We start from the raw sequence: 19,648 nt of genomic DNA, 5'->3' as shown, positions 1-19,648 counted from the left end.
CTCGATGCGCAGCAACCTGTTCGCCCCGGAGAACCAGGAGCAGGAGTCCGCGCAGCCGGGCCTGCGTCTGCAGAACTCGAAGATGCTCAAGATCGAGCTCGACGGCGAGGCCCTCGCGCGCCAGGGCTCGATGGTGGCCTACCAGGGCGATGTCCGCTTCGAGGCCAAGGGCTCCGGCAGCCTGGGCAACTTCGTCAAGCAGAAGCTCACCAGCGAGGGCGTGCCGCTCATGCGGATCTCCGGACGCGGGGACGTGTTCCTCGCCGACGCAGTCATCGTGCAGCCGTCGGAGGAGCCGCCGCTGAGCGCGATCGCCGGCACCGGCGGCGGCGACCAGACCGGGGTCGGCGGGGTCGCCGGGGTGCTCGGGGGCTTTCTCCGGTAGTCCTTGACCTGAACCGCCGTGGAGGTTGCACGGTCGTCGCCGTGACCATCACGCGACCGCCCGTCACGCGCAGCGAGCTGCACCGGCTGATGTCGCTCATGACGGGCGACGAGAAGCACTCGGCCGCCGCCACCTCCACGCTCGACGTCCTGCACGTCCTCTACGACCGCGTCCTGCACGTCGACCCGGCCCGCCCGGACGACCCGGCCCGCGACCGGTTCCTGCTCTCCAAGGGCCACGGGCCGATGGCGTTCTACGCCGTCCTCGCCGCCCACGGCTTCCTCGCCGAGTCCGAGCTGGTCGGGTGGGCGGACCACGGCTCGCGGCTGGGCCTGCACCCCGACCGGACGCTGATCCCCGGCGTCGAGATCGGCAGCGGCTCCCTCGGGCACGGGTTGCCGATCGCGGTCGGCACCGCGCTCGGGCTCCGGGCCCGCCGGATCGCGACCGGGCCGGACCGGCCGCACGGTCCCCGCGTCGTCGTCCTCGTCGGCGACGCCGAGCTCGACGAGGGCTCCAACCACGAGGCGATCGCCTATGCCGGGCGTCGCGGCCTCGCGAATCTCACCGCAGTCGTCGTCGACAACGCCTCGGCGACGCACGGCTGGCCCGGCGTCTGGAGCGAGACCGGCCTCGCGGAGCGGTTCCTGGTCGAGGGCTGGCGGGCCATCACCGTCGACGGCCGCGACCACGACGCGCTCGAGCTCGCCCTGGACGCCGCCCACCACGACCGGCCGCTCGCCGTCGTCGCCCGCGTCGAACCGAAGGACTCCTGATGAGCGCCACGCTCGCCCTCCCGACGACGATGCGGGAGGCGTTCCTGTGGGCCGCGGCGGACGCCATCGACGACCCGGCCGCCGACGACCGTGTGGTTCTCGTCCTCGCCGACATCTCGGCCGGCGACGACCCGATCCCCGCCCTCGCGGCCCGACACCCCGACCGGGTGCTCAACGTGGGCATCCGCGAGCAGCTCATGGTCGGCGTGGCCGGCGGCCTTGCGCTGGCCGGGTTCCGCCCGATCGTCCACTCCTACGCGCCGTTCGCGGTGGAACGCCCGTACGAGCAGCTCAAGCTCGACCTCGGCCACCAGGGCTCGGGCGCGGTGCTCGTGTCGATCGGGGCCTCGTACGACGTCGGGTCGGGCGGGCGCACCCACCAGGCCCCCGAGGACGTCGGGGTGATCGACACGCTGCCCGGCTGGACGGTGCACGTGCCCGGGCACCCCGAGGAGGCCGACCGGCTGGTGCGCGACGCCGTCGCCGGCGAGGGCCTGGTCTACGTGCGGCTCTCCGAGGCGACCAACGCGGCACCGCACCATGGCGCCGGGCTCGTGACGGTGCAGCAGGGTCGCGACGGCGTCGTGGTCGCCGTGGGCCGGACGCTCGACACCGTGCTCGAGGCGGTGGCCAGCTCCGGCCGCGACCTGACGGTCCTGTACACGACGACGCCACGCCCCTTCGACGCCGTCGGGCTGCGCGCCGCGGTCGAGGCGCTCGCCCCGGAGCACGCGGCGGCGCCGACGGTGACGATGGTCGAGCCCTACCTCGCCGGAACCTCCGCGCGCGTCGTCGCCGAGGCGCTCGACGACCGGCCGCACCGGCAGGTCATGCTCGGCACCCACCGCGAGGAGTCGCACCGCTACGGCACCCGCGCCGACCACGACGCCGCGCACGGCCTCGACGTCGAAGGCATAGGTGGGCGGTTGTGGTCGTCCTGACGACCACGACCACTCACATGCCGAGCTGTCTCCGCACCGCCTCGGGCCCGGCGGCCAGCAGCAGCGTCGGGAGCCGCGGGCCGGTGTCGGAGCCGACGAGCAGCCGGTAGAGCAGGACGAAGAACCGTCGCTGGGCGGCCTTGAGCTCGTCCGTGGGCTTCGTGTCCATCGGCAGCCTGGCCTGGACCTTCGGCACGCCGTACACCAGCGTCGTCAGACCCTCCAGCGACCAGTCCTGCTCCAGCCCCTGGGCCAGGAGACGCAGCGACTCGCGGTCGGTGTCGTCGAGGGAGTCGAGGAGCGCGGTGTCGGGCGCCGGGAGCAGCCGGGTGTGCGACTCCTCGGGCATGTAGTGCTCGACCCAGTGCTCCGCGCAGCCGAGCCGGGGCTGGAGGTCGTCGAGCGTCACCGGCTCCTCCGGGTCGCCCGCCACGAGGCCGGCCAGGATGCGGCCGAGCTGCTCGGGGTCGCCGGTGGTCACGTCGACGACGGAGGTGAGGGTCCGGAACGAGACCGGCTGCGGCGTCGTCGGGAGCGCCCGCTCCGCCGTCGCCACCGAGCGGGCGTGCCCGAGCGCCTCGATCGCGCCGGTGGTGCCGGCCGCGACCTTGCGGGAGAGCGCGTCCCACTCGTCGTAGAGCCGGTGCAGCTCGGCGTCGAACGCCACCTTGATCGCCTGGTTGGGACGACGGCGGGCGTAGAGCCAGCGCAGCAACGGCGCCTCGAACACCTCGAGCGCCGACGACGGCGTCGGCACGCCACCCTTCGACGACGACATCTTCGCCTGCCCCGAGATCCCGACGAACGCGTACATCGGCCCGATCGGCTGGTGCCCGCCGAAGACCTCGGTGACGAGCAGCCCGCCGACCTCGTACGACGAGCCCGGCGACGAGTGGTCCACCCCGCTCGGCTCGAAGTCGACGCCCTCGTACGCCCACCGCATCGGCCAGTCGACCTTCCAGACCAGCTTCCCGCGGGTGAACTCGCGCAGGAGCACCGTCTCCGACGACCCGCAGGCGCAGGTGAAGGTCATCTCGGTGGAGTCGTCGTCGTAGGCGACGATCGTGGTGTCGTCGGTGCCGCACGCCCCGCAGTAGGGCTTGTAGGGGAAGTACTCCCCCGTCGTCGAGCCCACCGCCTCGTCGGGGTCGACGCCGGCGTCGCCACCCTCGCCGTCGTCGGCACCCTTCTTCGTGCGGAACCGACCGAGCACCTCGTCGATCCGCGCCCGCTGCCGCATCGCGAGCAGCGTGGACTCGACGTAGGCGCCCGAGGTGTACATCTGCGTCTGGCTGACCCCGCGGAACGGGACGCCGAGTCGGTCCAGCGCCTCGATCATCGGCGCCTTGAAGTGCTCGGCCCAGTTCGCGTGCGCGCTGCCGCGCGGGGCGGGCACGGCGGTGAGGGGCTTGCCGATGTACTCGGCCCAGGACTCGTCGATCCCCTCGACGCCCTTCGGCACGCGGCGGAAGCGGTCGAAGTCGTCCCAGGAGATGAGGTGCTCGCACGCGATGCCGCGGCGGCGGATCTCGTCGGCGACGAGGTGCGGGGTGAGCACCTCGCGCAGGTTCCCCAGGTGGATCGGGCCCGACGGCGAGAGCCCCGATGCGCAGACGATTGTTCGGCTCTCGTCGGGGTCTTCCTTGCGGGCCGCGGCGATCACCTCGTCGGCGAGGGTCGCGACCCAGTCCTGGGACGTCGACTCGGCCTCGCCCCCGCGTCGCCGGCTCACGACGTCCGGTCCCGGACCGGGTTCGTCAGCGTCCCGATGCCCTCGACGGTCACCGAGACGGTCTGGCCGTCCACCATCGGCCCGACGCCGGCCGGGGTGCCGGTGAGGATGGTGTCGCCGGGCAGCAGCGTCATCACGCGGCTGATGTAGGCGATCTGCTTCTCGATGCCGTGGATGAGCAGGCTCGTCCGGGACTTCTGCACGGTGGCGTCGTCCAGCCTCGTCTCGATCGCGAGGTCGGACGGGTCCAGCGAGGTCTCGATCCACGGGCCGAGCGGGCAGAACGTGTCGTAGCCCTTGGCGCGGGTCCACTGCCCGTCGGCGGACTGCAGGTCGCGTGCGGTGACGTCGTTGGCGACGGTGTAGCCCAGCACGACGTCCTTCGCGCGCGCCTCGGGCACGTCGCGGCAGGGCTGGCCGATGACGACGGCGAGCTCGCCCTCGTAGTCGACGCGCTGCGAGTCGGGCGGCCGCTGGATGGACAGGCCGGGGCCGATGACGCTGGTCGAGGGCTTGAGGAAGATCAGCGGGTTCGCGGGGGCGTCGCCGCCGCCCATCTCGGCGACGTGCTCGGCGTAGTTCTTGCCGATGCAGACGACCTTCGACGGCAGGATCGGCGCGAGTACCCGGACGTCGGCGAGTGGCCAGGTGCGGCCGGTGAAGGTCGGGTCGCCGAAGGGGTGCTCGGCGATCTCCGCGCAGACGTCACCGCCGGTGGGTTCCCCGCCCCCCGTCGTCGGGGATTGGAGGGCCGCGAACGAGACACCGTCGGGGTGGGCGATCCGAGCGAGACGCACGGTCACCCACCCTATCTCCGCCGGTGGCCGGCCCGGGTCAGTCCCCGGCCGCCGTCGGCCGCTGCTCGTGCACCCACCGCCACGGGTCGACCAGGGCGCGGCCCAGCTCGCGGTTCAGGGTCCCGACGGCGTCCGGGCGCAGGACCGCGAGCCACACCCCCGCTCGACCTCGAGCAGGCGCACGGTGAGGGCGTCGCCGGTCAGCCGGTGGAGGTCGGCGACCTGCTCGGCCACGGCGTCGACGGACTGCTCGACCTGGGCGTCGTGGAGGCGAGGCGCCCTTGTCCCCGGTCTGCGACCCGAGGACGACGAAGTACGCCGCGATCGCGACGCCGCACACGCCCCACAGGACGGCGAGGACGTCGTCGAGCGACGGGCCCCGCACCTCGTCAGGCCAGGCTGCGCGACCCCGTCGAGGACGAGACGAGCGCGGCGAGCCGGTCGCCGACGGCCGACGTCCCGCCGGGGTTCTGGTGGTCGCGGGTCGCGAGGTCGAACGCGACGGCGGCCTCGATGCGCCGGGCGAGCTCCGGCTCACCGAGGTGGTCGAGCAGCAGCGCGACGGAGAGCACGGCGGCCGTCGGGTCGGCGATGCCCTTGCCGGCGATGTCCGGCGCTGAGCCGTGCACCGGCTCGAACATGCTGGGGTTGGCGCGGCTGACGTCGAGGTTGCCCGACGCCGCGAGCCCGATGCCGCCGGTCACCGCGGCCGCGAGGTCGGTGAGGATGTCGCCGAAGAGGTTGTCGGTGACGATCACGTCGTACCGCGACGGGTCGGTGACCAGGTGGATCGTCGTCGAGTCGACGTGCTGGTAGTCGACCGCGACCTCGGGATGCTCGAGCGAGACCTCCTCGACCACGCGGGACCACAACGAGCCGGCGTGGGTGAGGACGTTCGTCTTGTGCACCAGGGTCAGCTTGCGGCGCGGCCGGTTCGACGCGCGGGTGAAGGCGTCGCGGACGACGCGCTCCACCCCGAACGCGGTGTTGATGCTGACCTCGGTGGCGATCTCCTGCGGGGTGTCCTTGCGCAGCAGGCCGCCGGTGCCGGCGTAGGGACCCTCGGTGCCCTCGCGGACGACGACGAGGTCGATCTCCGGCTGGGCCGACAGCGGGCCGCGCACCCCCGGGTAGAGGCGGGCCGGGCGCAGGTTGACGTGGTGGTCGAGCTCGAAGCGCAGGCGCAGCAGCAGGCCGCGCTCGAGGATGCCGCTGGGGACCGACGGGTCGCCGACCGCGCCCAGCAGGATCGCGTCGTGGTCGCGCAGCTCGGTCAGCACCGACTCGGGGAGCAGCTCGCCGGTGGAGTGCCAGCGGGCGGCGCCCAGGTCGTAGTGCGTGGACTCGATCTGCGGGGCGACCTCCCCGAGGACCTTCAGCGCTTCCCCGACGACCTCGGGTCCGATGCCGTCCCCGGGAACCACCGCGAGTCGCATGACCAGACTTCCTCCCCCGACGGGCCGACCTCGATGGTGCGACCGGGCTCACCTGCGGTGGAGGCTACCGCGCGTGTCGATCGGACTCCGCACCGGATCACCCGGGAGACGGCCGCCGCGGGATTGCCCTCACCCGTTCGGTGTCAGCCGAAGGGGATCAAACGGGTGGTGCGGGCCCCCAGCGCCTGCCCGATCGGGGTCAGGACGTCGTCGCCGACGGACTGGTCGACGCGCAGCAGCATCACCGACGCGTGGTGATCGCGGCTCTGCGACATCTGGGCGGCCTCGATGTTGACCTGCGACTCCCCCAGCAGGGTGCCGACGGTGCCCATCGCCCCAGGCCGGTCGCTGTACTCGACGAGGAGCACGTACCCCTCGGCGCGGATGTCGAAGGAGCGCCCGTTGATCTCGACGAGCTTCTCCACCTGGTCCGACCCGGTGAGCGTGCCGGACACGGTGACCGCCTCGCCCCCGTCGTGCAGGGCGCGCAGGGTGACCACGCTGCGGTGGTTCGGGCTCTCGCTCGCGGTCTCGACGTCGACGGTCACGCCGCGCTCCTGCGCGAGCGCGGGGGCGTTGACGAACGTGACCGGCTCGTCGACCACCTCGCCGAACACCCCGCGCAGCGCGGCCAGACCCAGCACGGCGACGTCCTCGTGGGCGAGCTCGCCGCGGACCTGCACGGTGATGCTCGACGGCTGCCCGACCAGGGTGGACAGCAGCGTCCCGAGCTTCTGGGTCAGGCCCAGCCACGGCCGGACCTCCTCGCCGACCGTGCCGCCCTGGACGTTGACGGCGTCGGGGACGAAGTCGCCGCGCAGCGCGCGCAGGACGCTGTGGGCGACGTCGGTGCCGGCGCGGTCCTGCGCCTCGGCGGTCGAGGCCCCGAGGTGCGGGGTCGCGGTGACCTGCTCGAGTTCGAAGAGCGGGCTGGAGGTGGTGGGCTCGGAGACGTAGACGTCGACGCCGGCGCCCGCGACGTGCCCGGAGCGGATCGCCTCGGCGAGCGCCTCCTCGTCGACGAGCCCGCCGCGGGCGGCGTTGACGATGATGACGCCGGGCTTGGTCTTCGCGAGCGCCTCCTTGCCGATGAGTCCCTGGGTCTCCGGGGTCTTCGGCAGGTGGATCGTCATCATGTCGGCCCGCGCGAGCAGCTCGTCGAGGCCGACGAGCTCGATGCCGAGCTGGGCGGCGCGGCTGGCCGGGAGGTAGGGGTCGTAGGCGATGACGTGGGTGTCGAACGACGCGATGCGGCTGGCGAAGAGCTGACCGATCTTGCCCAGGCCGACCACGCCGACCGTCTTGCCCTGGATCTCGACGCCGGAGTACTTGCTGCGGGCCCACTCGCCGCGGCGCAGGCTCGCGTCGGCGGCGGGGATGTGGCGGGCGGTGGCGAGCAGCAGCGCGAGGGCGTGCTCGGCGGCGGAGACGATGTTCGAGGTCGGGGCGTTGACCACCATGACGCCGGCCGCGGTCGCGGCGGGGACGTCGACGTTGTCGAGCCCGACCCCGGCGCGCCCCACCACGGCGAGGCGGGTCTGGGCGGCGAACACCTCGGCGTCGGCCTGGGTTGCGCTGCGTACGAGCAGGGCGTCGGCGTCCTTCACGGCCTCGAGCAGCGCCTCGCGGTCGGTGCCGTCCACGTGACGGATCTCGACCTCGTCGCCGAACACCTCCAGCGTCGATGGCGCGAGCTTCTCGGCCATCAGGACGACGGGCTTGGCGTTCGGCGGGGTCACGGTGTTCGGCGCTCCTGGGTCGGCGACGGGGCACACGCCGAGACCGGGCAGTGCACGTCGGCGTGCCGGTGGGCCATCGTGCCCACGGTCCCGTGACCTTATCGGCCCCTTTGTGGTCCAGCTCTCACCGTCCCTCGGCTCGGCCCCATGGCAGCAACGGCACGTTCCTGGCATCTGACGCCAGGACGGCGCCGTTCACTCGTCGCGGCCGGGCCCAGCGGGCGGGAGCAACGGCACGTTCCTGGCATCCGACGCGAGAAGGGCGCCGTTCACTGCTCGGCCCCGCGGCCAGCCCCGACCGCACCAACGGCACGTTCCTGGCATCCATCGTCAGCACGGCGCCACTCACTCACCGCGGCGCGCTCCGTCAGGCGGACCGTGGCAGGTCGGGCTGCCACCGGACGAGCGGTGTCGGCAGGCTCTCCGCGACCCGGATGGCGTCGAGGATGTCTCGGAGGAGCCCGGCGGAATCGCCGTCGATCCGGCCTGGTCGGACACCGAACACGTGGAGCCCGGCGGACCGGTAGGCCCGGTGCTGCCGTTCGGTCTCCACCACCTGCCCCAGCGTCGTGAAGTGGTGCTCCGTGGAGTCGATCGGGAGCACGAGGCCGACCTCGGGCAGATAGGCGTCCGCGATCCCGAGCAGTCCCGTGGTGTCGGTCAGCCGCACGTTGAACGCCACTCCCCGCGGGAGTTCGGTGTGCGCGGTCCACCAGGTGTGGAAGTCGAACTCGGCCGCCGACCGCACCCCGTCGCCGACCGCCCGGAGAACGGCGCGAGGGATCGCACTGCCGCGCCGGGACCCGGCCTCGAGCTCATCGACGAGCGTCTCGACGAGGATCATCCGACGCTGCACGGGCTCGGTCAGGATGGCTGCGATGTCGGATCGGTCCCGCATCCGGCGCACCGCGTCGAGCACGCTCCGTTCCACGGACGCCACCGGCAGGCCGTCGCGGACGAGCCCCGGGGCCAGGCGTTTGGTGCGCTCGATCCTGATCGTCGGCGTGGACTGCACCCGCATCCCCTCGGGGACGAGCAGGTGGACCGCCGGCGGCAGCTCACCGCGCCGGAGCCGGTGCGCGCGAGCGGCGTCGAGTCCCGTGACGAGCGCCTGATCGCCGGCGTAGACCAGCCCGGCCCGCACGAGCTGCCGCCTCGTGGGGGTGCCGGTGCTGAGCCGGATCGTCGCCGGCGCCATCAACGTCCACGGACCGTCGTCGCGACACCGTCGGTAGATCGTGCTCTCCGGCATCCCGATGCCCATGAGGACGCGGACATGGACCACGTCGTCGTCGGCCTCGACGCGGACGCGCTCCAGCTCGGCCGCCCAACTACCTCGCTTCACGGGCGGAGCGTGCTCCGAGGCCGGCCGAACTCGGTAGGCGTGGCCGACGGACTGTGGACAACTCGGCGAGTCCGTGCCGCTGGGGATGGACGACGACGGCGGACGTACCAGTGAGGTACGCCCGCCGACATCGAGTGAGCGGCGTCGTTCTGGCGTCAGACGCCAGGAACGTGCCGTTGCTGCCGTTCGGGGCGGCCGCGCCGCGACGAGCGAACGGCGCCGTGCTGACGTCAGACGTCAGGAACGTGCCGTTGCTGCCACGGGAGCGGGGTCGGAGGGACCACCGGGAGCACTCAGGTGCGGTCGCGCCCGATCCACGGCATGAGGCCGCGCAGCTTGGCGCCGACCTGCTCGATCTGGTGGGCCTTGCCCTCCTCCTCGAGCTTGGTGAAGTTCGGGCGGCCGTTCTCGTCCTCGGCGATCCACTCGCGGGCGAAGGACCCGTCCTGGATCTCGCCGAGGATGCGGCCCATCTCCTCCTTGACCGCGGAGTTGACGATGCGCGGACCGCGGGTGAGATCGCCGTACTCGGCGGTGTCCGAGCAGCTCCAGCGCTGGCCGTAGATGCCCTTCTCGTACATGAGATCCACGATGAGCTTGAGCTCGTGGAGGCACTCGAAGTAGGCGATCTCGGGCTGGTAGCCGGCCTCGACCAGCGTCTCGAACCCGGCCTGGACGAGCGCCGAGGTGCCGCCGCAGAGGACGGCCTGCTCACCGAAGAGGTCGGTCTCGGTCTCCTCGGTGAAGGTCGTCCTGATGACGCCGGCGCGGCCACCCCCGATCGCGGCCGCGTAGGAGAGCGCGAGCGCCTGGGCGTTGCCCGAGGCGTCCTGCTCGACGGCGATGAGGCACGGCACGCCCTTGCCGTCGACGAACTGCCGGCGGACCAGGTGGCCCGGACCCTTCGGCGCGACCATGGCCACGTCGACGTCCTTCGGCGGCTGGATGAGGTCGTAGCGGATGTTGAAGCCGTGGCCGAAGAAGAGCGCGTCACCGGAGTTCAGGTTGGGCGCGATGTCGTCGGCGTAGATGTAGCGCTGCTTGGTGTCCGGCGCGAGGATCATGATCAGGTCGGCCTCGGCGGACGCCTCGGCCGGCGTGACGACCCGCAGTCCCTCCTCCTGCGCCGCGGCGCGGGACTTCGAGGACTCGGGCAGGCCGACCCGGACGTCGACGCCCGAGTCGCGCAGCGAGAGCGCGTGCGCGTGGCCCTGGCTGCCGTAGCCGATGACGGCGACCTTGCGGCCCTGGATGATCGACAGGTCGGCGTCGGCGTCGTAGAAGATATCGACACTCATGGAACTGCGGTTTCCTCTCGGTACGGCTTATCGGTTGGCGGCGATGGCGCGCGGCCCACGGGACAGCGCGACCATGCCGGACTGCACGATCTCGCGGATGCCGTAGGGCTCGAGCATCCGTCGCAACGCCGACAGCTTGTCGGCGGTGCCGGTGGCCTCGACGGTGACGGCGTCGGGAGCGACGTCGACCACCTTGGCCCGGAACATCTGGGTCACCTCGAGGACCTGGGAGCGCACCGTCGCGTCGGCACGCACCTTGAGCATCACGAGCTCGCGCTGGACCGACGTCGTCGGCTCCAGCTCGACGATCTTGATGACGTTCACCAGCTTGTTGAGCTGCTTGGTGACCTGCTCGAGGGGGAACTCGTCGACGCTCACGCAGATGGTCATCCGCGAGATGCCGACCTCCTCGGTGGGCCCGACGGCGAGCGACTGGATGTTGTAGCCGCGCCGGGAGAACAGGCCCGAGATCCGGGCCAGCACGCCGGGCTTGTCCTCGACGAGGACGGAGAGGGTGTGGTCGGTCATCGGGGGCCGTCCTCGCGCTCGATGTCGGTGACGACCTCGTCGGCGCCGCCGGCCTCGGGGTCGTCGAACAGCGGCCGGATGTCGCGGGCGGCCATGATCTGGTCGTTGCCGGTGCCGGCGGCCACCATCGGCCAGACCTGGGCGTCGGCGCCGACGGTGAAGTCGATGACGACGGGGCGGTCGGTGATCGCCATCGCCTGGTTGATCACGCGGTCGACGTCGTCGCGTGACTCGCAGCGCAGGCCCTCGCAGCCCAGCGCCTCGGCGAGCAGGACGAAGTCGGGCACCCGGTGCGTGTGGGTGCCCAGCTCGGTGTTCGAGTAGCGCTCGCCGTAGAACAGCGTCTGCCACTGCCGGACCATGCCGAGGTTGCCGTTGTTGATGACGGCGACCTTGATCGGGATGCCCTCGATCGCGCAGGTGGCCAGCTCCTGGTTGGTCATCTGGAAGCAGCCGTCACCGTCGATGCACCAGACGGTGGTGTCGGGCTTCCCGACCTTGGCGCCCATCGCCGCCGGCACGCCGTAGCCCATGGTCCCGGCGCCGCCGGAGTTGAGCCAGGTGCGCGGGTGCTCGTAGCCGATGAACTGCGCGGCCCACATCTGGTGCTGGCCGACGCCCGCCGCGTAGATCGCCTCCGGGCCGGCGATCTTGCCGATCCGCTCGATGACGTACTCCGGGGACAGCGTGCCGTCGGCCGGCTCGTCGTAGCCGAGCGGGAACGTCTCGCGCCAGGAGGTGAGCTGGTTCCACCACGGCGTGAGGTCCGGGGTCGGGGCGTCGGAGGCGCGCAGGGCCGCCGTCAGCTCGCCGATGACCTCGCGGGCGTCGCCGACGATCGGGACGTCCGCGACCCGGTTCTTGCCGATCTCCGCGGGATCGATGTCGGCGTGCACGATCTTCGCCTCGGGCGCGAAGGTCGTGAGGTCGCCCGTCACGCGGTCGTCGAAGCGGGCGCCGAGCGCGACGAGCAGATCGGCTTTCTGCATCGCGGCGACCGCGGCGACGGTGCCGTGCATGCCGGGCATGCCGAGGTTCTGCGGGTGCGAGTCGGGGAAGGCGCCGCGCGCCATCAGGGTGGTGACGACGGGTGCGCCGGTCTGGCGGGCGAGCTCCACCAGCTCCGCGGACGCCTCGGCCTTGACGACGCCGCCGCCGACGTAGAGCACCGGGCGTCGCGCGGCCGAGACGAGGCGGGCCGCCTCGCGGATCTGCTTGCCGTGCGGCTTCGTCGTGGGGCGATAGCCCGGCAGCTCCATCTGGGCCGGCCACGAGAACGTGGTCTGCGCCTGGAGCACGTCCTTCGGCAGGTCGACCAGGACGGGGCCGGGGCGGCCGGTGGCCGCGATGTGGAAGGCCTCGGTGATCGCCCGCGGGATGTCCGCCGGGTCGGTGACCAGCATGTTGTGCTTGGTGATCGGCAGCGTGATGCCGCAGATGTCGGCTTCCTGGAAGGCGTCGGTGCCGATCATCTTGCGCCCGACCTGACCGGTGATCGCGACGATCGGCACCGAGTCGAGCATCGCGTCCGCCAGCGGCGTCACGAGGTTGGTGGCGCCAGGACCCGACGTCGCGATGCAGACGCCGACCCGACCGGTGGCCTGCGCGTACCCGGTGGCCGCGTGGCCCGCGCCCTGCTCGTGACGCACCAGGATGTGGCGCACGAGCGTGGAGTCGTAGAGCGGGTCGTAGGCCGGGAGGATCGCTCCCCCGGGGATGCCGAAGACGACGTCGCAGCCCACCGCCTCGAGCGAGCGCACGAGGGACTGGGCGCCCGTCGCGGGGACGGGCTCGATGCGGGCCGGACGGGGTGCGGCCGGGCGCGGCGCGGGTTGCGCCGCCGCGTCCTGCTGCTCGGTCGGCGCGCCGGATCGCGGCGCTGGACGCGGTCTGGCTGTGGTCATCGGTGATCAGCCTCTGGTCGGGACGAGATGGGTGCGGACACGCCTGCGCGGAACACGACTGCTTCCGACACAAAAAGGCCCTCGCCGCCGGGTGGCGGAGAGGGCAGGCGCGTCAGGGGTCTTCGGGCAGCGAGCACGGAGCTCGTCAGACGCTGACGCGCCCGGCGAGTACGAGAATTCGGTGCTGCACGCGGAGGACGGTATCACGACGCCCGCGGGGCCCGGCCAGCCCTGCCGCGAGTGATCCGTCCCGCGGCGCCGACGCCGAGGCGCTGCCGGGGCGGGGCGCGGTCGCTGCTGGCACCATCGCGGGAGTGAGCGAGGAGCGGGGGACGACCACGGTGCCCACGGACGAACCGGGCGGCGCGCCGACGGACGAGGCGGCACCCGCACGCCCGGCGACCTTCCGGGCAGTGCCGACGGTCTCGCTGATCGCGATCGGGTTCCTCGCGCTCTGCCTCTCACCGATCGCGTTCCAGGGCGGGGCGTGGTTCCTGCTGTTCGGGATCCCGGTGGCCGCCGCGGCCTGGGTCGTCCGCTCCCGCACGCGGGTGGACACCGACGGCGTGCACGTCCGGGGCGTGGTGCGGACGCGCTCGATGGCGTGGTCGGAGGTGGCGACGCTGCGGCTGGTCCAGCGGGGCTGGGTGCACGCCGTCGGGTCGGACGACACCGACCTCGAGCTGCGCGGCGTCCGCATCCGGGACCTGGGCCGGGTCGGCGAGGCCAGCGGCGGCCGGGTCAGCGCACCGAGCCCCGCCGAGGCCGAGGCCGCCGCCGAGCACGCCCGCGAGCTCGAGGCCGCGCGCATGCGCATCGCCCGCCTGCGGGAGCGTCAGGACCTCGAGGACGAGACCACCGACCAGGCCCCCGACGACCAGGCCCCCGAGGACGCCGGGCCCGACTCCCGCTGACCGGAAGGGTCCGACCTCGTCGGGCGTAACGTCCTCGGGTGCCGCGTATCGCGGCCCGTCACCCGCGTCCGTTCAGGAGGACCTCCCGTGCCGCCGCTCCGCTCCCGCGTCACCACCCAGGGCCGCAACGCCGCCGGCGCCCGCGCCCTGTGGCGGGCCACCGGCATGACCGACGACGACTTCGGCAAGCCGCTCGTGGCGATCGCGAACTCCTACACGCAGTTCGTGCCGGGCCACGTCCACCTCAAGGAGATGGGCGAGCTCGTGGCGGGCGCGGTGCGCGAGGCGGGCGGCATCGCGCGGGAGTTCCACACCATCGCGGTCGACGACGGCATCGCGATGGGGCACGGCGGGATGCTGCACTCGCTGCCGAGCCGCGAGGTGATCGCCGACTCGGTCGAGCACATGGTTCAGGGCCACGCCGTCGACGCCCTGGTCTGCATCTCGAACTGCGACAAGATCACCCCGGGGATGCTCAACGCGGCGATGCGCCTCAACATCCCGACGGTGTTCGTGTCCAGCGGGCCGATGGAGGCCGGCAAGGCGGTCGTCGTCGGGGGCGTCGCGCAGGCCCCGACCGACCTCATCACCGCCATCTCGGCCAGCGCCTCGAGCCAGGTCGACGACGAGGGCCTCACCGAGGTCGAGCGCTCCGCCTGCCCGACCTGCGGCTCCTGCTCGGGCATGTTCACGGCGAACTCGATGAACTGCCTGACCGAGGCGCTCGGGCTCTCCCTGCCCGGCAACGGCTCCACCCTCGCCACCCACGCCGCCCGCAAGGCGCTCTTCGAGCGGGCTGGCACCACGGTCGTCGAGCTGGCCCGCCGGTACTACGAGCACGACGACGAGTCGGTGCTGCCGCGCAACGTCGCGGACCGGCACGCGTTCGAGAACGCCATGGCGCTCGACGTCGCGATGGGCGGCTCCACCAACACCGTGCTGCACATCCTCGCCGCCGCGCACGAGGCCGGCCTGGCGTTCACCCTCGCCGACATCGACGCGGTCAGCCGCCGGGTGCCGTGCGTCTCCAAGGTCGCGCCGAACTCCAGCTACCACATGGAGGACGTCCACCGCGCCGGCGGCATCGCCGCCATCCTCGGCGAGCTGGACCGCGGCGGGCTGCTCCACCGCGACGTGCACGCCGTGCACGCCGACAGCCTCGAGGCCTGGCTCGGCGCCTGGGACGTCCGCGGCGAGCAGCCCTCCGACGAGGCGGTCGAGCTGTACCACGCCGCCCCGGGCGGCGTCCGGACCACCGAGCCGTTCTCCACGACGAACCGGTGGAGCTCGCTCGACACCGACGCCGCCGGCGGGTGCATCCGCGACGTCGCGCACGCGCACAGCGCCGACGGCGGGCTCGCCGTCCTCACCGGCAACCTCTCCACCGAGGGCGCCGTCATCAAGAGCGCCGGGCTACCCGAGGACGGGCGGCACTTCCAGGGGCCGGCGCGCGTCGTCGACTCCCAGGAGGAGGCCGTCTCGATCATCCTCAACCGCGAGGTGCAGCCGGGCGACGTCGTCGTCGTGCGCTACGAGGGCCCCGCCGGCGGGCCGGGCATGCAGGAGATGCTGCACCCGACGGCGTTCCTCAAGGGCGCGGGCCTGGGCGCGGTCTGCGCGCTGATCACCGACGGCCGCTTCTCCGGCGGGTCGTCGGGCATCAGCGTCGGGCACATCTCCCCCGAGGCGGCGGCCGGCGGCGCGATCGGCCTGGTCGAGAACGGCGACCGGATCCTCATCGACGTCGACTCCCGGCGGATCGAGCTGCTCGTCGACGACGACGTGCTCGCCGAGCGGCGCGCCAAGATGGATGCCTCGGAGCGTCCGTGGCAGCCCGCACAGGAGCGGCACCGGAACCTGACGAGCGCCCTGCGCGCCTACGCGAAGCTGGTGACCTCCGGGTCCACGGGCGCCGTCCGCGTGCTGTAACTCGCGGCAAGACGCCGCAGCTGACCCTCCGCTCCTCCGTCGCGGAGCGTCAGCCGTCGTCGCCGCGGGCGCTGCGCTTCAGCGGAACGCGAACAGCACCGTCAGCCCGGTCCCGACACCGATGATCGTGCACGCGACGCCGACCGGGGTCTGGGCGCGGAACCAGGCCCGGTCGGCGTCGCCGCTGATGCGACCCGGCCCCACCAGCACCACGACGGCCGCCAGCACCAGCCCGAAGAGCGGCGCCTCGATCGGGCCGACGGTGAGCGCCGACCACGCGGCGGGGAGGCTCAGGCCCAGCGCCACCGCGCCGATCGCCACCAGCGCGGACGCGGCGAACGACGCGAACACGCCGAGCCCCACGAGCACCCCCGCCGCGAGCTCCGCCCACCCGTAGGCGGTGACGAGCGGGCCCACCGGCGCGAAGCCGTACCCCGCGACGAGCCCGGCCACGGCGTCGGCGGACCCGTGCCCGCGCGGCAGGTCGAACAGCGCCCGCGCACCGTGGAGCAGGGCCGTGAGGCCGAGCACGACCCGGACCAGCAGCAGCCCCACGTCGGCGCCCCACGGCCGGACGAGCACCGCCCGCGTCGCCACCGGTTCGTCGGCCGGGGAGCCGAGCGCGTCGTCACCGACGCGCCAGGGGAAGACCGCGGTGTCGCTCGGTGCCCCCGCGAAGCCGAACACCGACACCTGGTCCCCGGCGCCGGGCTCGGCCGCGGCGGTGCTCCTGCGCCAGGCCACGGGCCGGGAGCCTAGGGCGCCACGAACGAGTGATCACGTCGCCACGCGGATCCGATGCTGCGTCGATCTAGTACTGCCCGACGACGAGGTTGGGCGGGTCCTGCCCGGCGAGCACCGCCTCGAGCTGGGTGACGACGACGCGGTAGGCGCGCTCGAGGTGCCCCGGCACGCTGCCTCCGACGTGCGGGGTGAGCAGCAGGCCCGGCGCCGACCAGAGCGGGTGGTCGGCCGGCAGCGGCTCGGGGTCGGTGACGTCGACCGCGGCCCGCAGCCGCCCGGCCTGCAGCTCCGCGAGCAGGGCGTCGGTGTCCACGACGGGTCCGCGGGCGGCGTTGACGAGGATCGCGCCGTCGGCCATCCGGGCGAGGAACCCGGCGTCGACCAGACCGCGGGTCGCGTCGGTGAGGGGCACGAGGAGCACGACGACGCCGGCCTCGGGCAGCAGGTCGGGCAGCTCGTCGACCCCGTGTACACCCTCGCGCGCCCGGGTGCCCACCCGCGTCACCGACCCGACGTCGAACGGCGCGAGCCGCCGCGCGGTCTGCTCGGCGAGATCGCCGGCGCCGACGAGCAGCACGTGCTTGCCGGTCAGGGTGTCGGTGACGTGCTGGTCCCAGGTCCCGGAGAGCTGGTTGCGCACGAACGCCGGGATCTCGCGGACCACCGCGAGGACGACGGCGAGCACCCACTCCGCGGTGACCCCGCCGTGGGCGCCCCGGCAGTCGGAGAGGGCGACGCCCTTGGGGAGGTGGCCGACGAACTTCTCCGCGCCCGCCGAGAGCAGCTGCACCAGGCGCACCTTCGGACAGGCCTGGATCATCGCCGCCGCGGCGTCCTGGGACAGGAACCCCGGGATCAGGACCTCGGCCTCGGCCGACTCGGGCGGCAGCCCCTCGGGGCCGGCGGACTCGTCGTAGCGCACCGGCCGCACGCCCTCGAGCGCGGCGAGGGCGCGCTCCCCGACCTCGTCGGGCACCAGGACGATCAGCTCGCTCTTCTCGGCCACCACTCCGAGGCTAGTGCGCTCGGCGGCGGGGCGGCCCGACCGGTTCACGGTGCGCTCAGCCGGTCACGCCTAGGCTGTCCGCCCGTGTCCGGTCCGTCGTCCCGCGTCCGTGGCGCCGCGGCGGTGCTGCTCGTCGTGCTCGCCCTGCTCGTCGCGGGGTGCGCGCGGTTCCCGGACGCGTCGTCGCAACCGTGGCGCGACAACCCCGAGATCGGCCCGGAGAAGGTCCCCTCCCCGCAGTCGCCCGCCCCCTCGGAGCCCTCGCAGCCCGGACCGCCGCCGGCGAGCGGGCCCGCCCCGGCGCCGGGCCCCTGCGTGGACCCCGACCCGCAGGTGGTGGCGACGTGCCTCGCGCCGGTCTCGGCGGTCGTGACGCTGCCGGGCGGGCAGGCCGCGCTCGCCGCGGAGCGCACGACGGGGCGCATCGTGCGCGTGGCGCCCGACACGGCGCCGCAGGTCGTCGCGACGGTGCCCGTGGACGCCACGGGCGACGGCGGGCTGACCGGACTCGCGCTCTCCCCCAGCTACGACGAGGACCAGCTCGTCTACGCCTACGCGACGACGGGCGCCGGGAACACCGTGCTGCGGATCGCCCAGGGCGACGTGCCGAAGCCGGTGCTGTCCGGCATCCCGCGCGGGGCGTCGGGCAACCGCGGCGCGATCGGCGTGGAGCCGAACGGGACGCTGCTGGTCGCCACCGGCGACGCGGGCGACCCGGCCGTGGCGGCCACCCCGACCTCCCTCGCCGGCAAGCTGCTGCGCATCGACCCGTTCGGGCGCCCCGCACCGGGCGACCCCGTCGCGGGGTCGCCGGTCGTCGGCTCCGGCCTGCACTCCCCCGGCGACGTGTGCCCCGACGTCGTCTCCGGCACGACCTGGGTGACCGACCGCGCGGGTCCCCGCGACGTCCTGCTGGGCGTCCGGCCGGGCTCGGTGCCCGGGGCCGCCGCGGCGGCCGCGCCGGCGTGGACCTGGCCCGACCGGCCAGGGGTCGACGGGTGCGCGGCCGGGGGCGGCTCGCTCTTCGTCGGGCTGAGCGACACCAAGGCGATCTTCGCACTCAGGCCGACGGCCGAGGGCCGCTTCGTCGGCACCCCCCAGGCGGTCCTGCAGAACACCTATGGCCGCATCTCCGGCGCCGACCTCGCCTCCGACGGCATACTCTGGATCGGCACCGCGAACAAGGACCCCGGCGGCGCGCCGGGCGCCACGGACGACCGCGTCATCCGCATCCGCCCGCCGTCGGGCGGCGGCTCCGGCCCGGATTAGGAACGGAGCCCCGCCCTCCGCGCCGGCGACGGCTGGTGCACCGCGACGCAGGAGCGGTGACCCGGCGTCGCCTCGGCGCGACAGAACGAGCCACGGCCCCGCCCCCGGCACCGGGGCAGCGGTGCGGGGACGGGGCCGTGGATGGGGAGCGGACGGTTCGGCTCCGGGCCGTCCGACCGTGTCGGAGTCGGTCGGGAGGTCCGGGCGAGAGCCGCCGCACGCCCGGGGTTGGGGAGCCCCGGACGGGTCCGACTAGAAGGACAGGACGCTGTTCAGCTGCGGGGCGCTGCCGCCGAGCGCCGAGCCCCAGTGGGTGAGGTCGGCCTTGCCGTTCCCGGCGGCGTGCTCCACGTCGGTCTTCATGAGCCCGAGCTGGTCGCCGGCCTCGTGGGAGGTCAGGCCGTCCTTCGTCGCGGCGGCCCAGTTGGTGTGCGCGTGCTGCGCGTCGACCGCGGCGTTCGACAGGGCGTGGCCCGTGTCGCCCGCCATGCCGGAGATCGGCAGCTGGGTGGGCGCCTGCGGCACCGAGGACGGCGCGTGGCTCGGCAGCGACGGCGCCTGGCTCTTCAGGGTCGACGCGGCGTGGCTCGCCCCGCTCTTCGCATCTCCGGGGTGGCTCTTCATCGAGTCGGGGACGTCGTGCGCCGACACGTGCGAGACCTTCGAGGACGGGGACGCCGCGGCGGCGTCCTGCACCTTGTGGGTGCCGTCGGTGACGTGCTCCGCGACGTCGTGGGCCGTCGGCGCGTGCGGCGCCTCGGACGCGAACGCCAGCGACGCGGTGCCGCCGGCGAGGGCGAGAGCGGCGGCAGCCGTGAAGGCTCCCCGTCCCGCGAGTCGAGCGGCGTGGGACGACGAGTGGGGAGCGTGATGACCCATGCGAAGGCCCCCTCCTATCGGTGTGC

The 19,648-nt window shown here is 73.5% G+C and carries 17 protein-coding genes; 6 read left to right on the top strand and 11 right to left on the bottom strand.

Features of this window, described 5'->3' with window-relative positions; translation table 11 throughout:
• Positions 1–4 precede the first annotated feature (4 nt).
• Genes VGH76_RS22690 through VGH76_RS22680 form a run of 3 tightly spaced genes read left to right on the top strand, consistent with a single transcriptional unit; the run spans position 5 to position 2,102 of the window.
• Positions 5–385, top strand: coding sequence for an AIM24 family protein (locus VGH76_RS22690; RefSeq protein WP_331558993.1), 381 nt, complete (start codon positions 5–7; stop codon positions 383–385).
• Positions 386–426: 41 nt separating this feature from the next.
• The gene (locus VGH76_RS22685) at positions 427–1,161 is read left to right on the top strand and encodes a thiamine pyrophosphate-dependent enzyme (RefSeq protein ID WP_414637787.1); all 735 of its coding nucleotides are present in this window, start codon (positions 427–429) and stop codon (positions 1,159–1,161) included.
• Positions 1,161–2,102 carry a transketolase family protein gene (locus VGH76_RS22680; protein ID WP_414637786.1) on the top strand — a complete coding sequence of 314 codons (942 nt, stop codon included), beginning with the start codon at positions 1,161–1,163 and terminating at the stop codon, positions 2,100–2,102. Before VGH76_RS22685 ends, VGH76_RS22680 begins: the two co-directional genes overlap by 1 nt.
• 13 nt (positions 2,103–2,115) lie before the next feature.
• On the opposite strand, the gene lysS is transcribed toward VGH76_RS22680, so the two are convergent.
• From lysS to VGH76_RS22640, 8 genes are all read right to left on the bottom strand, one after another.
• Positions 2,116–3,834 carry a lysine--tRNA ligase gene (gene lysS / locus VGH76_RS22675; protein WP_331558992.1) on the bottom strand — a complete coding sequence of 573 codons (1,719 nt, stop codon included), beginning with the start codon at positions 3,832–3,834 and terminating at the stop codon, positions 2,116–2,118.
• Entirely contained in the window at positions 3,831–4,631 is an 801-nt protein-coding gene (locus VGH76_RS22670; RefSeq protein WP_331558991.1) for a fumarylacetoacetate hydrolase family protein, read from the bottom strand. Before VGH76_RS22670 ends, lysS begins: the two co-directional genes overlap by 4 nt.
• 389 nt (positions 4,632–5,020) lie before the next feature.
• Positions 5,021–6,067 (bottom strand): 3-isopropylmalate dehydrogenase, encoded by a 1,047-nt coding sequence (locus VGH76_RS22665; protein ID WP_331558990.1) that lies wholly within the window; start codon positions 6,065–6,067, stop codon positions 5,021–5,023.
• 143 nt (positions 6,068–6,210) lie between these two features.
• Positions 6,211–7,806: a phosphoglycerate dehydrogenase gene (gene serA / locus VGH76_RS22660; protein ID WP_331558989.1), complete on the bottom strand. Its 1,596-nt coding sequence runs from the start codon at positions 7,804–7,806 to the stop codon at positions 6,211–6,213.
• A 367-nt stretch (positions 7,807–8,173) separates the two neighbouring features.
• A complete protein-coding gene (locus VGH76_RS22655) occupies positions 8,174–9,151 on the bottom strand; it encodes a hypothetical protein (protein WP_331558988.1) in 978 nt (325 codons plus the stop codon).
• A 293-nt stretch (positions 9,152–9,444) separates the two neighbouring features.
• Positions 9,445–10,449 (bottom strand): ketol-acid reductoisomerase, encoded by a 1,005-nt coding sequence (gene ilvC / locus VGH76_RS22650; protein ID WP_331558987.1) that lies wholly within the window; start codon positions 10,447–10,449, stop codon positions 9,445–9,447.
• Positions 10,450–10,476: 27 nt separating this feature from the next.
• Positions 10,477–10,977, bottom strand: a complete 501-nt coding sequence (gene ilvN / locus VGH76_RS22645) for an acetolactate synthase small subunit (RefSeq protein WP_331558986.1) — start codon at positions 10,975–10,977, stop codon at positions 10,477–10,479.
• Positions 10,974–12,881, bottom strand: coding sequence for an acetolactate synthase large subunit (locus VGH76_RS22640; RefSeq protein WP_331558985.1), 1,908 nt, complete (start codon positions 12,879–12,881; stop codon positions 10,974–10,976). The genes ilvN and VGH76_RS22640 overlap by 4 nt, the downstream gene beginning before the upstream one ends.
• 314 nt (positions 12,882–13,195) lie before the next feature.
• Between VGH76_RS22640 and VGH76_RS22635 the strand changes: the two genes are divergently transcribed.
• Positions 13,196–13,795, top strand: coding sequence for a PH domain-containing protein (locus VGH76_RS22635; RefSeq protein WP_331558984.1), 600 nt, complete (start codon positions 13,196–13,198; stop codon positions 13,793–13,795).
• Positions 13,796–13,882: 87 nt separating this feature from the next.
• Complete coding sequence (gene ilvD / locus VGH76_RS22630) at positions 13,883–15,724, top strand: dihydroxy-acid dehydratase (protein WP_331558982.1); 1,842 nt, start codon at positions 13,883–13,885, stop codon at positions 15,722–15,724.
• Positions 15,725–15,802: 78 nt separating this feature from the next.
• Here ilvD and VGH76_RS22625 read toward each other — a convergent pair whose 3' ends face one another.
• Entirely contained in the window at positions 15,803–16,468 is a 666-nt protein-coding gene (locus tag VGH76_RS22625; protein ID WP_331558981.1) for a DoxX family membrane protein, read from the bottom strand.
• Positions 16,469–16,535: 67 nt separating this feature from the next.
• A complete protein-coding gene (locus VGH76_RS22620) occupies positions 16,536–17,474 on the bottom strand; it encodes a 2-hydroxyacid dehydrogenase (protein ID WP_331558980.1) in 939 nt (312 codons plus the stop codon).
• 84 nt (positions 17,475–17,558) lie between these two features.
• Between VGH76_RS22620 and VGH76_RS22615 the strand changes: the two genes are divergently transcribed.
• A complete protein-coding gene (locus tag VGH76_RS22615; protein ID WP_331558979.1) occupies positions 17,559–18,743 on the top strand; it encodes a PQQ-dependent sugar dehydrogenase in 1,185 nt (394 codons plus the stop codon).
• Between the two features lie 252 nt (positions 18,744–18,995).
• Here the strand turns inward: VGH76_RS22615 and VGH76_RS22610 are convergent, their stop codons facing one another.
• Positions 18,996–19,622, bottom strand: coding sequence for a hypothetical protein (locus tag VGH76_RS22610; protein WP_331558978.1), 627 nt, complete (start codon positions 19,620–19,622; stop codon positions 18,996–18,998).
• Positions 19,623–19,648 lie beyond the last annotated feature (26 nt).

The organism is Actinomycetospora sp., assembly GCF_036497585.1.
In the GTDB taxonomy this organism is placed as follows: Bacteria; Actinomycetota; Actinomycetes; order Mycobacteriales; family Pseudonocardiaceae; genus Actinomycetospora.
The sequence above is the reverse complement of the archived record's forward strand: the minus strand, read 5'-3'. Positions and strand labels throughout refer to the sequence as shown.